At 47.6% G+C, this 13,592-nt stretch carries 9 protein-coding genes, 1 pseudogene and 1 CRISPR repeat array; of the genes and pseudogenes, 7 read left to right on the top strand and 3 right to left on the bottom strand.

Annotated elements, in window-relative coordinates:
• Positions 1-50 precede the first annotated feature (50 nt).
• Positions 51-491 carry a CRISPR-associated endonuclease Cas1 gene (gene cas1 / locus AC5I6P_RS04905; RefSeq protein ID WP_495692634.1) on the bottom strand — a complete coding sequence of 147 codons (441 nt, stop codon included), beginning with the start codon at positions 489-491 and terminating at the stop codon, positions 51-53.
• A gap of 575 nt (positions 492-1,066) precedes the next feature.
• Positions 1,067-2,257 carry a helix-turn-helix transcriptional regulator gene (locus AC5I6P_RS04900; RefSeq protein ID WP_495692633.1) on the bottom strand — a complete coding sequence of 397 codons (1,191 nt, stop codon included), beginning with the start codon at positions 2,255-2,257 and terminating at the stop codon, positions 1,067-1,069.
• A 149-nt stretch (positions 2,258-2,406) separates the two neighbouring features.
• On the opposite strand from AC5I6P_RS04900, the gene cas10 reads away from it, so the two are divergent.
• The 7 genes and pseudogenes from cas10 to AC5I6P_RS04865 all read left to right on the top strand — a co-directional run.
• On the top strand, positions 2,407-5,475 hold the full coding sequence (gene cas10, locus AC5I6P_RS04895) for a type III-B CRISPR-associated protein Cas10/Cmr2 (protein WP_495692632.1): 3,069 nt from the start codon (positions 2,407-2,409) through the stop codon (positions 5,473-5,475).
• Positions 5,475-6,677: a type III-B CRISPR module-associated Cmr3 family protein gene (locus AC5I6P_RS04890; RefSeq protein WP_495692637.1), complete on the top strand. Its 1,203-nt coding sequence runs from the start codon at positions 5,475-5,477 to the stop codon at positions 6,675-6,677. The genes cas10 and AC5I6P_RS04890 overlap by 1 nt, the downstream gene beginning before the upstream one ends.
• Before the next feature lies 1 nt (position 6,678).
• Entirely contained in the window at positions 6,679-7,488 is an 810-nt protein-coding gene (gene cmr4 / locus AC5I6P_RS04885; protein ID WP_495692631.1) for a type III-B CRISPR module RAMP protein Cmr4, read from the top strand.
• A complete protein-coding gene (locus tag AC5I6P_RS04880) occupies positions 7,485-7,904 on the top strand; it encodes a hypothetical protein (RefSeq protein ID WP_495692630.1) in 420 nt (139 codons plus the stop codon). The genes cmr4 and AC5I6P_RS04880 overlap by 4 nt, the downstream gene beginning before the upstream one ends.
• Positions 7,905-7,906: 2 nt before the next feature.
• Complete coding sequence (locus AC5I6P_RS04875) at positions 7,907-9,895, top strand: RAMP superfamily CRISPR-associated protein (RefSeq protein WP_495692629.1); 1,989 nt, start codon at positions 7,907-7,909, stop codon at positions 9,893-9,895.
• Positions 9,896-10,023: 128 nt separating this feature from the next.
• Positions 10,024-11,499 (top strand): hypothetical protein, encoded by a 1,476-nt coding sequence (locus AC5I6P_RS04870; RefSeq protein WP_495692628.1) that lies wholly within the window; start codon positions 10,024-10,026, stop codon positions 11,497-11,499.
• 398 nt (positions 11,500-11,897) lie between these two features.
• Positions 11,898-12,071, top strand: a pseudogene (locus tag AC5I6P_RS04865) (CRISPR-associated endonuclease Cas2); the annotation flags it as partial.
• 183 nt (positions 12,072-12,254) lie between these two features.
• Positions 12,255-12,981: direct repeats of the CRISPR family, unit length 36 nt; unit sequence GTCCCCACTCGCTGGGGAAATCAGTTGAATGGAAAC.
• A 185-nt stretch (positions 12,982-13,166) separates the two neighbouring features.
• Here AC5I6P_RS04865 and AC5I6P_RS04860 read toward each other — a convergent pair.
• Positions 13,167-13,529 (bottom strand): DUF6788 family protein, encoded by a 363-nt coding sequence (locus AC5I6P_RS04860; RefSeq protein WP_495692627.1) that lies wholly within the window; start codon positions 13,527-13,529, stop codon positions 13,167-13,169.
• Positions 13,530-13,592 lie beyond the last annotated feature (63 nt).

Below are 13,592 nucleotides of genomic sequence, written 5' to 3'. Positions count from 1 at the left end.
GATAGCTACAAGGCTGAGTATCTCGATGTCCTACAATTTTTGTCCTGTACTTAGGCCTGTGCTATCTGTTGCACCAATTGTGCCAACTGTGTGATTGCTCCCAATAATTCTGCATTTCCCTGCCGCCGCTGCTGCCGTTGCAAAATCACTCGACTATTCTTCAGTTTTGCCACTACAATTTGTCGCGCGATCGCCAATCGAATCTCTTCCGATAAGGCATATTGCTGTCGTGCCAGCGATCGATAGCCGCTCGTCACGGGTAGCACCCGTCCATAGCAGCGTCCCATGCGTGACAGGTAGACGATCGGAATACTGCGAAACAAGCACGCCCGGATCAACTGGGTCGTTAACTGCGACTGACCAAAAACAAGAATCTGTTCCAGCATGGGTAACTGCGCCTCTTGCAGAACAGTCTTGCCCTGCTTTACTACTACACAATCCTGTCGCAGCGACACATAGCAGCCTTGCTGAGAAATGTACAGCGATTCCATAAAAATCCTCTTGTGCTACTTCAATTCTCAAGAGAGGCTGAATCATTTCAGGAGCGGCATTTGCGGAACTTTTTGGGCTTAGTACAAAATTATTCTGTAAATTCTCTAATCCGTTAGTTAATTCGTTCTAGCTTTCGTCGATGTCGCAATTGGTTCTGCAATTCACAAGTTGCCATTGCTGCGATTCCATTTGCAATTTCTCAATTGAGTTAGCTCAATTGAGTTAAGCCCCACTGATGCAGAGACTTTAATAACAACGGCTCAGGAACAATGGCTTGCTTTGCGCTCACCCGTTGCAAAACCGTCTGCATTGCCCTCATAATTTCATCTTGCTTCCATTTCAAACGGGATTGGAAATCAGTTCGTGTAACTGCCTGCCCTTCGTGAACAGCATCATTATGAAGCTTACGAATTTCACCCAATTGTTGATATTAGGCATCTGAATCTTTGCACTCGATTTGCTATACACCGACCAATTATTAATCCTCCTAGTCCCGGGAAGTATTCGCTACGCTTGTGTCCTCACTGTTTGAAGTATTTGTTAAGTGACTCTTCCTGCTCAAGTTATGGCTCTTTCAGCAATGCCCATTCAGATTCTCCTGTAAGGTGTATCGAGTGGCTAGCTTAGCAATCGCTTGCTGATGCTTCTCAACTAAGGTTGGCGGTGACAGCACCTGTGCGTTCTCCATGTGCCGAAACACCCAAAAGCTGAACTCGTTCAGCGATCGCTCTGGTAACTTCACCACATAGTCCACATAAGCAGGCTCACCTGTTTTCTCATCATTGGGTCCAGGCAGAATCTTTTGCTTGATATGTCGGCGCTCTCCCTCTTGAATGAATCGAGAAGTAGGAGCAAAGAAGCGGACCTTCACTGGGAGCAGAGGCAGCGTCCCTTGTCGTTCCATTTGTTGTTCATCAGGATTTCCCAAATTTAATCCCCAGCCGTTTCTCAGAAGCTGATGAGTAACTTGTAAGCTTCGGTGCTGTGCTTCCAATCCACGTCCAGTAGCATCCAGAATTCTTAGATATTGTGTGAACCGATCCAGCCGAGAAATAGCTAGATGTCCGTTGGAAACATCTTCCATGACGAGATACCAGGCAACGTCATAGTAAAGCAATTGCAGTGGATAGACTTGGCGGTAGCTAACTTTTCCAGCGTAAAGGTTGCGGGACAGGTAAATCTCAATTGGTAAGCCCTGGACGATCGCCCGTTCCAGCGTCTCCAGATCGTGAAAGAGTGTGTTCCGGTTCTCCTGCTTACGCAGCATTTCATCCGGGTCTGTATGGACGATCGCTCGGTTGAAATGCGCCCGCACAGGATAAAACAACTGTCCTTGACTTTCCAGATTGAGCCGCTTAAACCGTTGGCTGAGGGTCTGATATAGCCGCCTTACCCGGGCGTCACCCTGGTAGGTGGCTTGAGATGCCAGTGCATTGAGCACCAACGGTAAGTCTTCCTGCGCCATCGCCCCGGTGCCCAGGTAATAGCCCCAGTCATAGCGGTTGCGATCAAGAGCACCGTAGTGCCGTAGAGTTGCCAGGTCTTTGCGTAGCGTCGACAAGGCGCAGGCAGCGAGGGGAATTCCCACAGCTTGGGCAGTGTTCTGCATGTGTTGATGCAAGTCTTCCAGGGCATCCTGATGGGGAGTTTGTTTGGCATCCCGACTGCTCACTCCTGGGTGCTTGATCAGGGTAGTGAGCAATACCATCAGGCGATCGAAGGCAGCTTGGTCAGAATAAGGATGAGTAACAGGCTTTTTTGCCATAAGAAATTGTCAAGCAAAATAAAATATTGTTTTTATATTTATCTAACGCTTCAGATGTCCTTCCAGTAAAGTGCCCAGCTTTTTTAGTAAAGAGGCAATGAATATTTGTTTTCTTTAGGATTTACTTGGGCACTCTGGCTACAGTTGTAATGCAAGAGCAACCTGCTAGGGAGAATTCGCCTGTGCTCACGTCCTCTACATCTGCATTCTGGCAAGCCAAAATTTGGGGATTGTTGCATGATCCTTTAATGAAAAGCCTTTATAAGGACAAAAGCGACAAGAACAAAACCCAGCAAAAAATTTGGGAAGAGGTTTTACAAGAGTTGGGCAACTCAAATCCAGCAGATCTCAAACAACAAATAAAAGAGGCTGACTTCATTGCGGCCGCCAGTGATCGTCCCGCTTGGGATCAAGACAACGAACGTGGTCACGTTGACTACACTCATGCCAAAGGGTTACATGTGAGTCATCTGCTATCTGGTAATCCTCAGTTTGTGGTTATTGATGGACGCACAAACGCTCATCCTGGACAGGACAAGGAATTAGACGGCAGAGCAGCCGTGATTATTCGGGAGCAGCTTTTTCCCCTGCTAAAAGGGTTGTCAGAAGAAGAACAACATCAAAAGGCGTTTTGGTGGCTATGGCGCTGTTTACCTGTAGCAATGGCAAGAGAATTTGGTGAAAATACAGCACTACTGCCTGCTGATACCCGCATCCCTGATTGTTCTGTATGGAGTCACAACAGCTCAGTCTCATCGCTAGCTGGCACTTTAGTTAAGCAAGATGACTCTGATCAATCACGTCCCTACCTAGCCATTTTTAGTATGACTCCGGTGCAGGAGATGATCAAAGCCAGTCGTAAGATGCAAGACTTTTGGGCTGGGTCATGGCTGTTACACTACCTCTCTGCTAAAGTGTGCTGGAAATGGGCGTGTAAGTATGGTCCTGATTCGCTGGTCTACCCTAGTTTGTATGCCCAACCCTTAATTGATCACTGGCTGTTAAGACAGCGATGGTCGGATTTTGATAAGTGGATTGATGAACCGTCTCCTAAGCAATTGCTGACGGCAGGTTTTCCGAATGTTTTGGTAGCGGTTCTGCCTAAGCATGTAGTTTCTAATCGGAAGGGAAATGCACTAGCGATCGCTGAAAATATTCTGCGAGAAGCATGGCTGGAACTTGGAAATAAAGTTTGGCAGAAGTTACCCAGAACTGAAGAAGTCAATCAAGCCCGCGTTCGCCTGTGGGACGGTTGGCTTAAACATCAGTGGCAGACTCACTGGACAGCCTTACCGTTGGGACATACACTACCTAAGCCAGAAGGGTCCAATGTCTTAAGTCGAGGGCAAGGGAAAGTTTTAACTGGTGTAAAGTCCAACCCCAATGAGATTAAGCAGTTAAGCCAAATCAAAAAACAGTTCTTAACGTGGGCAAATGCTCAAAATGAATTTTGTCAACTATCGAAAATTTCTGACCAGGCAATTGATCCATCAACTCTGATATGGAATCCGTCTGCTTTCCACGACCAGACTTGCCCCACGCTAGCGGAACTCTCAACATATAAGCAGTTCAATGTTGGTTTGTGGTGGGCAAAGGTGTTTGATCAACTTCGCCACAACTTAGCGGGTGTGAAAAATGCCCGAACCTGGGAATTGCCGTCAGTTTTCGGTCCAAGATCAACCGTTTCAGGAGTTGGTGCAGTCTTACATCTGCAACAGTACGACAAGGGGAAGCCTGTCGATTGGGTAACAGAATCTGAGACGCACAAATTTTGGCAGAAAGAGCGTGGGTGGTTCGATGGGCGAGAAGAACTGAATGCGACCGAAGTCCTGAAGCGCGGATTGAAAAGAGTTCTACCTGAACTGCTGGGATTAAAGGATAAAAATCTAGCCGCCGCCTATCCAGATTTAACAGTGGGAGTTGCCGGGTTACTGCACCAATTAGAGCGGAGAGAGGACAACGCAGCAATTGAACACTATTGCAACATTGGAAACGAAATCTGCACCCAATTCGATTGGGCACAGAATGCTAAAGATGAACGCTGGGGAATTCCCTGGATTGACGACAGCCCGCAACGTCGCCGATTTCCCCATCCTCGCTTGTTGAATGATGGCTGGTTGATTGAAGATTGTCCGATTGAGGATAAGGAAGCTCTGAAGAAAAAACAGACAGAACTACAGAAATTCATTCAATCGAAGTTTCCAGCGGGAGCTAATCCAACCGATTGGTATGTACTAGCAGCAGGCGATGGCGACGACATGGGAGAGTGGCTTAAGGGTGTCAAGTTAAAGGCTTACAAGACCTATGTACCGGAAGGTTACCCAGAGCCTGAAGCTAGGAACAAATGGGAAGGGGTTGAAGCATTTCTCCAAGGCAAAAAGCGAATGGGACCCGCAACTCACGCAGCACTTTCGCGGGCATTATTGGATTTCTCTAACCAACTGGTGCCTTACCTGACCGAACAACGCTACGCTGGACGCTTGATTTACAGTGGTGGTGATGATGTTCTGGCATACACCAATCTATGGGAATGGGATAGCTGGCTGTGGGATATTTGCCAATGCTTTAAAGGGGCTGAAGATAGAGAGCATCAGGAGTTTAAGAATGAGGGAGATTACTGGCAGTGGAACAAAGGTGAGATGCCTAAAGATAGTGAAGGTCACCCAATGCTTGCATCCCGCCCTCTGTTCACAATGGGTGGTAAGGCAAGCATTAGCTTTGGCATGGTGATTGCCCATCATTCAGTGCCGCTGGCGATCGCTCTTGAAAACCTCTGGGCTGCCGAAAAAGATGGTGCAAAGCAACACATTGCAGCAAATGGCGACAAAAAAGATGCGGTGCAAATTCGAGTGCTTTATGGCAATGGCAATATTTTAACGGCAACTAGTAAGTTTAATGTGTTCAATCAGTGGCGGTCGCTGTTGACGGCAATTCCTGATTTAGAACCAGCGCTATTTGAGCAAGCCGCTGAAGTTTGGCAACAGCATCCCATTCCCATGTTGGAGGCGATTAGTCCTTGGACGCAGGCATTCTGTTTGCGCCGGGAAGCCCTAAGCACTGATGTGGAAGGCAAGTTTCAGAAAGCGTTGGCTGAATTTTTCACAACGCTATGGATGATGAGCATTGAAGAAAAACGCGATCGCGAAATCCAAAACTGGCTTAAACTTGCTGCCTTTACCCTGCGTAACCGTGACATCAAGGTTGGAGGTGAAAAGTGATGCACTGGTACACCATTACGCCTCTTGATGTACTGATGTTTCGGGATGCTAAGCCATTTACCCCAGGAGAACGCGCCTGGGCTGGCAGTACTTTTCCCCCTAATGGACATGCAATCGCGGGTGCGATTCGCGGACTACTAGGCGATCGAATAAGCGTGAAACTCATAGGTCCATTTTTCTGTCGCGATGGGCAGACGCTCTACTTTCCGCGACCTTTGGGGTTCGATAAGAAAACGCCTCTAGTGCCGCTTGACTGGGCTGAAGGACATCCGCTTAAGGGCCAGTTGGAATACGATCGCGCCAAGCCCTGTCCTTTAGTGAAACCTACACATACTTCTTCAAGCCAGGAGGATGACGCATCTTCAGGTCAATCTGAGACCGCCTATCGTCAATATCTACCTTGTGAGTTGGTTCTGAACTACATAAAGACAGGAGAAATCAAGCCTGACGCCTGGAGATTGGAGCATGAGGGAGAAGATCAGCCTTGGAGTATTGAGACACGCTCTCACAATGCCATTGATCCAGGCACTCGCCAAGTGAAAGATGCCGATGGTTACTTTGTTGAGAATGCAGTGCGGCTGAAAGCGAGTTGGAGTTTGGCGATTGGAATTCAAACCGATCAAACAATTCCTGCATCTGCAATTATGCGGTTAGGCGGTGAAGGACACCGTGTTCTGCTGCAACGCTGCAATAGTTTGGGTGAGCAATGGGAAGAGCTACACATGAGATCGCAGCAGAACTTCAAGAATGCAAGCACGATCGCGCAGCAAGATCCTAAAAGTGAGCAGGCGCGATCGCTGGCATATCTTGTGACACCCGGAGTGTTTGAGCGCTCAAACAATGGACAGGCGACGTGTCGCGCTTATCCCTGGGAATGGAAGTTGGCACACACAGTCAATGGAAATCAAACACCAGGTTCTCTGGTGGGCGTAGCAACTGACAAACCCGTGCTGATTAGTTGCCGCATCCGGGATACCAAAAATGAAAATCAAAGGGCTTTGCCAGCTACTCAGCGTAACAGTATTCCGGCTCCCCAGATGTTTGCAGCACCTCCAGGTAGTGTCTATTACTTAGAGCGACCTACACCTCTGTTTATCGATGATCCTAAGTCCAAGCCGGGTAAGGCGCTAGAGGGGGTAAAACGTCTTTGCAGCCTAGGCTACTCCGAACTGCTGTGGATTCAACAATCAGGAGGAAATTGAAATGAACAACACTGTCTATCTCTACCTACTATCTCCACTGCACACAGGTGGAGCAACTCAAGAAGGTAATTTATTGGGAATTGCACGGGAATCTCACACAGAATTACCCTATATTCCTTCCAGCACAATTCGTGGACGATTGCGAGCAAGTGCTGACCAGAGTACACAATCTCAACTCTTTGGCACTGATTTAGCCACTTCATCGACCCTCGAGCAAGGGGCTATTTGGATTGGGGATGCTTCAATTTTGTGGCTACCAGTTCCTTCACTCAGCCATGGTGTTGTGTGGGTAAGCTGTCCAATGTTGCTACGTCGTTGGGCACGCTTTAATGCGCCAAATGCAACAATACCCAATGAATACAGCACAAACCTGAAGACAGGAAAGCCCGTCTATCTCAAAGATGCCATCCTCAAAGATATGACATTGCAACCTTGGAAGGATTGGGAAACCTTTATTCCAACCCACGCCTCGACGAAAGGGCTTGAGCGGACGTTAGTACTGCCTGATAAACACTGTGCAATATTGATCCAAATGAGTTTATGGCGACAGGTCAAAATCAAACTCGATAAGCACAAAACTGTGGATGGTGGATTTCGATATGAGGAAGCAATTCCACCAGATACGGTGATGCATTTTCCTTGGGGCATTACATCACAGGCTAGTGCTCAAGCGTCTGATGCTACGCAGAACTTCCAGGCACTGCTGGGCAAGCACTCGATTGTGCAAATCGGTGGGCAGGAGAGTTTAGGACGAGGCTTCGTTCAGCAGTGGATGACAGCTCAACCAGTGCAACAGGCGGTGAACGTATGAGCTTTGATCCACGTACGATCGGGAAACCCGTCTATGCAGCCCTCGCTGAATTCCGGCATGAGCAAGAGCAAAATCAGCGTGATGAAGCCAAACGAAAGGAACGGTTGAAAGAGCAGAAGAATCAGGCGGTTGAACTGTACACCTACTTATCTACTTGGGGTTTGTTGCGCCTGAAAGCGGAGGAAAAAGCCATAAGCAAAGACCAAAAAGGCAAAAAGCAAGTTGTAGAAGCTTTTTTTCGTTGCCTCCAGACGATAGCCGAACGGAATGACCTAGCAGGCGATCTCGGACTGCAAGCCCTTAGCGATTTGGATACTGACGATTACTTAGGGCTAACTGGCTTGGCTTTAGCGCTGGCTCAAGAATTTAGTTTTTGGGCAGGTGCTGTGTATTGGGATATAAAGGGAGGCGATTAATTATGGTGTTTGAACGACCGAATCGTCCTGGAAAACCCAAGTCCTCTGCAAGTAATCAACCCAACCCTACAACTCAACGAGCCGATTCTGGAAAACAGAAAAAGGTGATTCAGGTTGGTGGTGGCAACCGCGGCAAGGGCGGCGGCAGCAATCGACCACCAGAACGCCCACCTGATGCTTGCCCTTGGTTAGATCCTGCAAATATTCCAGAGCCTGCTTCATCGGCGAGCTTTGTCGAGTACTTACGATGGCTGCGATCTCCGACTGCAAACTACAAAGACCCCACGAAAATTGAGCTGTTGCATCTCGCACAGGATAAGGCCGATTATCGTCATCGCTTACAAACCTTAGTTGATCGCACAAAATTGATTGCCGGAGAAGGTAACTGGTTTACGGTAAGTTGTCCTTGGCGAATTCGAGTTGGCGGTACTAAGGGACCAGAAAGCATCTTACTGCCTGCTTTTGATGCGTTAGGAATGCCGTATATTCCATCTAGTACATTGCGGGGTGTAGCGCGAACTCAGGCGATTCATCACTTTATGCGCTCCGAAAACTTGGAGTGGAAACAAGCAGAGGAGAAAGTTACTCCGTACTTTGGTTCTCTCAAGGCAGAAGGGAGCGATCACACTGGGAAAGTGATTTTCTTAGATGCATATCCGTTGGCGGAACAGAGCCGTAGTGGTGGACTATCCCTGGATAGTGCAACGAGTATTTGGCGGTGGGGCGAGGTTGACTTAGACGAGTATAAGCCTAATCCCAATGCTTTTTTCTCGCTAGAGCATCCTACATTTACCATAGGTCTGCGTCCATCGGCTCAGTGTAGTGACAAAATTCTTCAACAAGTTCGGCAATGGCTAATCCAAGGATTAGTTGATGGAATTGGCTCGCAGGTGAATACAGGGTATGGCACATTAGAGAACAAGGATTCATTGCTAAATCAATTATCATTTTTTGAGGTTGAATTTACAGTTCAAGGCCAACTGATCCACGGGAGTCAGAAGATTGCCAGTTGGAAACAGAACCAAAGAGGTGAATGGCAAGCAAGGAATCAAAGTCGCGCTGAGGTCAGATCAGTGGCGTTTAAGTCCATGTTGCGCTATTGGTTCAGAACGTTTGCGAGGGGATTGTTACCCGTTCAAGCTGTGAAGGACTGGGAGAGTAAATTGTTTGGTTCGATTAATCCTAAGCAGCGTGGTTGGGTAAGGGTACAGATTGCAGAGGGGCAAATCGTTCAGACGGAATCCCGATCTACAAGGGATGGAAAACAAGATCCCTGTGGAGAACAATCTGGACGATTGGTCTTGAGTTTTGCGCCAGAAATCTCTAAGGAAAAACAGGAGGTGACTCAACAGCTATTTGAGTTGCTGACTTGGCTCATGTTTCACCTGGGTGGAATTGGTCAGGGCGCAAGGCGACCTTGTTATTCCCGTAAGACCCGTCCAAATGCACCATGGTGGCGTGGATCGACCCTAATTGCCAAGACTGAAGATGAGTTTTGGGATTTACCAGAAAATGTTGTTGGCTTTCAAATACTATTTCGCCAACGGTTGCAGAAGTTTTGCGATCTCTTATCGGAACTAACACAACAGCCTATTAATCTACGCAATCCGCTATCGCCTGTTCAACCCAGTCGCGAGCGTTGGACAGAAGCACTGGACTCCTATGCACGTATCATCGTATGCGATGGTGAAGAGAATTATGGAAAACCCTATGCTTTAAGTGTTTTGCATGATGAAGATTTTAAGCAGCCGAGAATGAAGGCAGGAAAGGAGACAAAAGATGACAGCGGACAAGTCATCAAAGACTATGATCCCACTTTATGCGGCTCAACGCTGACGAAACCTGTGCGTCCTTCGCCCGTGTGGATCGTGAATTTAGGCAACTACCAAGTTGTGACTATCTTTGGTGCAACACAAGATCCACGTAAGAAATATTTTGAAGCTTTGAAACAGCATGCTTCCGAGTATCAACAGATCTTCCCATTGACGTAGGCTCACGATCACGATTCCTTCGCAATCTCGCCAATATTCCCGGTGCCGTTCATTTATTTGGAGTGCACCCGCCTCCGCCTTGAGCACGATCGCTCCCATCCTTTCTTTGATCTAACTCCATTGCAACCATGAAAAATATCTTAGTCGCCACGATTGGTACCCGTGATTTAATGCTTCAACTTTCATCAGGGCAGTGGTATAACGTCGGCGATGATCAAATGCAAGATGGTGAAATTATCGGTGAACAGGCAGAAGTGATTTCAGATCTGGGCTTAGGTCAGACAACCTTTCGAGATTTGACCCAGTACTTACTGGATGGCATTGAGGACTATCGATCTCGCCTCAAACCGATTATCATTGGCAAACTATTAGCCGACCAAGCCCAAGCCCTAGAACAGGTCTATCTAATTGGCACTGACCAAGCTGTTGGCATACCTCAGCGCAAAAAGGATACTGTGCATGCTTGTGCCATCATCAAAGACTGGCTTGTGCACAATTATTCTGTTCCAGTGGAGATCATAACGCTGGGTGCTAAGGGAGAGAACCCATCTAACTTTGAGCAAATGTTTCGCTGGTGGCGACATATGTGGCGAGAGACAATTCAGCCGCCGCCCGACCAGCCAATTTTGCTGTGTTTGAAGGGGTGTGTGGCGCAGACGGCTGAAGCAGGAAGAATTTCGGGGCTGAGTGCTTATGGCGATCGCATCCAGTTCTTCGACTTTATTCAAAACACCGAAGTTAACCGTAGGGGAATGCCCTCTGACTACACAGGACCCATTCTTGGTACCAATTATCTATGGGATCGGACGCAGCAACAAGCGCTAAAGTTACTAGATCGCTACGATTATGCTGGAACTGAAGCCTTACTTCAGCCCTACTTTCAGCAAGACCCTCAAGGCTTCAAAGCCTTGCCGAGTCAAATTAAAGCAGGCATCGCTTGGAATCAGGGACAGTTTGAAACATTCTTTCAACGTGTCAAGGGATCGCTTACTCCCCAAGCACAGCAGCAAAGCACCAAATATTGGCAGGTTGCCTATGAACAAGCGCAACTTTCTGTAGTGCGGCTTCAGCAGCAAAACACCACAGAAGCAATGCTGTCAAGCTTTCGAGCTGTCGAGGGATTGCTATGGCTATGGGCGGTCAAAACATTTCCAACTGATGTTACGGCAAGAACGGATCAATATCCGGTTTTGAAGCAATCGATCTGCCGGAAGTATCCCCAGCTCAGTTCACAAGTCGATTTTAATTTTAATGCTAGGTATCCTGATACAGCACAACTTCAGGCAAAGGTTTTGCGATCGCTCCTCGAAGCCGCTATTCCTCAAACAGCTACCAGCCCAGACTTTAAGGAGTTCTGGGACAAGGCTAAAACGAAACGAAATACTTATTCTCATCGGTTAGGCGGGCTGACGGAGCGTGAAGTTTTCAACGCTTGGGGAGACGATATCAAACAGCAACGACAATGGGAAAACCGCATCCTAAATTGCTTAAACCTAATTACTGGGCAATCATTTAAAGGCTTGACCCAGGCAAGTTTATTTTCCGCAATGCATGAGCAAGTGAAAGCAGCGATCGCTCAATATCAACCGCCCTCTCCTCATTAGCAACATTACTGAAGAGCATCCGACCTCGCTTCCTCAAAAATAGACAAATGATTAGGCGATCGCTCTCCCCATGAAACTGTTAACAACCATCCTCTTCATCGTGTTGTTGCATACATTGTTCCTAGTCATCAAAAATTGAAAAGCGCGATCGCCGGACTCTAACCGTATTCTCATTTGTATTTTTCCTCATGTGCTGCTTACGTACGTAACTTTCTAGTTGGTATTAGTATTAGCAATAGAACGATCGCTTCAGTGTTGGTATTGGCAATGGAGAGATCGCTTTAGTTCTGCGGCTGATTGTCCCACTGGATTCTGGTTTCGGCATCATTAATACGCTTCTGGTGACAGTTGAGCACCTATGCGATCGCATCGCATAGGTGCTGTAATATAGTGTCTTTGAGTGTGTTCTGACTGCGGCTGAGTTTCGTGACTTGAGGGTGAGGTTGAAACAGGTTGTGAGGATACCCCAAGATAGTGTGCGGATGTATCCAATGTCAGGGCATACAGTCGGACAGGTTGAGATTTGGGGCGGGGTGCCGTTGACAAAGCGGCAGGGGTCGATCGTGGTTTAGGGGTGCGAGGCTGAGGACAATCTTGCGGATGTGCGATTCCTTGGTTCTGAGCCTCGATGCGTTGTGCTGTGGTGCTTTCGCTGTTTTGACAAGGAGGAATTTGACGGTTATGGCTTTGATTGTGGCTGAGGTTCGCAGATGTAGGCTGGACGCCTCATGGGATTTAGCTTTAAAGTATGGGGAGTCCCCACTCGCTGGGGAAATCAGTTGAATGGAAACTGAAGGAAGAAGATGTTTTCTTCGATTTGTCTTAGCTGCTGTCCCCACTCGCTGGGGAAATCAGTTGAATGGAAACACTTTTGATTTCTTGGTATCTGTTAGAGTAACCCTAACGTCCCCACTCGCTGGGGAAATCAGTTGAATGGAAACCCTCTGCTGCTGTTCTGGCGGCAGCGCAGTAGCCATCGCGTCCCCACTCGCTGGGGAAATCAGTTGAATGGAAACGGGAAAATCAAACGGCGCGGATAATCCCAACGCTTGCAGTCCCCACTCGCTGGGGAAATCAGTTGAATGGAAACTCGAAATATGAATCCAAAGATTTTTGGATGATCGCGCGATCGCTCGTATTGGGTCCCCACTCGCTGGGGAAATCAGTTGAATGGAAACCTAAACGAACAGCAACCCAGTTTAGATCGTGTGGGTTAAAGTCCCCACTCGCTGGGGAAATCAGTTGAATGGAAACACTGAAACCCAATTAGATTCTGGTAGTCTGAGTTGAGCCATGTCCCCACTCGCTGGGGAAATCAGTTGAATGGAAACTCGTCAATCTGTTTCTGGGTCGCTCCCTCTTTCTCACGGTCCCCACTCGCTGGGGAAATCAGTTGAATGAAAACAGTAAAGCTCTGTGATTTTATAAATTCGACACACCCTTCTAGTCCCCACTCGCTGAGGAAATCAGTTGAATGGAAACTTGCTGCTTGCGTTGATGGTTGCGGTGCGCTTGGTCAATGGTCATCTGTGAGCAGCTTTTGTCACCGTTGCTAAATACGAATTTTAAAACCTAGGCATAGCGCGAGTCTTCCATTTTGCCTTCGTCAGAATACCGCTATCTTGTGTAACTTTAGAAATAAGTTACACAAGACAAAATTGATTAACTTATTTTGGAGGGTTTGCCCAAGGCGATTGCCTCCCTACATATTGACTCTTGAGTTTGCCTGACTCCTTCCAATAGGCATACCAATAAGGTCCATGTCCTGTTTCCTGTAAATCTCCAATGGCACATTTACAGGAGCCTTTGCCACATCGCCGTTTCTCTAATTGGTATGTCTTTCCATCTTGTGTGCGGCTTTCAACAATCGCCGAGGCAGACCCTTCAGAAGCAGCGGTTGAGCAATCCTCTAGCTGCGATCGCTCAACATCAATTTGTGTGCCCAACCACTCATAAACAGCTTGTTTTTCTTGCAGACTGAGTTTCGCTAGAGTGGGACGGAGACGAGCAGGGAAAGGCTTAGAAGACATTTCTAACATCTTGTGTAACTTTAGGAAATTGAAACTCGGTTACACAAGAAAAAGCCTATGTGA

The organism is Myxacorys sp., from assembly GCF_059501405.1.
Note: the sequence above shows the minus strand (reverse complement) of the source record. Positions and strands in the feature narration are given on the sequence as shown.

What these genes read in the sequence shown, in the direction of transcription:
- cas1 (WP_495692634.1), bottom strand. Translation starts at nt 491, where the DNA reads ATGGAATCGCTGTACATTTCTCAGCAAGGCTGCTATGTGTCGCTGCGA.
- AC5I6P_RS04900 (WP_495692633.1), bottom strand. Translation starts at nt 2,257, where the DNA reads ATGGCAAAAAAGCCTGTTACTCATCCTTATTCTGACCAAGCTGCCTTC.
- cas10 (WP_495692632.1), top strand. Translation starts at nt 2,407, where the DNA reads ATGCAAGAGCAACCTGCTAGGGAGAATTCGCCTGTGCTCACGTCCTCT.
- AC5I6P_RS04890 (WP_495692637.1), top strand. Translation starts at nt 5,475, where the DNA reads ATGCACTGGTACACCATTACGCCTCTTGATGTACTGATGTTTCGGGAT.
- cmr4 (WP_495692631.1), top strand. Translation starts at nt 6,679, where the DNA reads ATGAACAACACTGTCTATCTCTACCTACTATCTCCACTGCACACAGGT.
- AC5I6P_RS04880 (WP_495692630.1), top strand. Translation starts at nt 7,485, where the DNA reads ATGAGCTTTGATCCACGTACGATCGGGAAACCCGTCTATGCAGCCCTC.
- AC5I6P_RS04875 (WP_495692629.1), top strand. Translation starts at nt 7,907, where the DNA reads ATGGTGTTTGAACGACCGAATCGTCCTGGAAAACCCAAGTCCTCTGCA.
- AC5I6P_RS04870 (WP_495692628.1), top strand. Translation starts at nt 10,024, where the DNA reads ATGAAAAATATCTTAGTCGCCACGATTGGTACCCGTGATTTAATGCTT.
- AC5I6P_RS04860 (WP_495692627.1), bottom strand. Translation starts at nt 13,529, where the DNA reads ATGTCTTCTAAGCCTTTCCCTGCTCGTCTCCGTCCCACTCTAGCGAAA.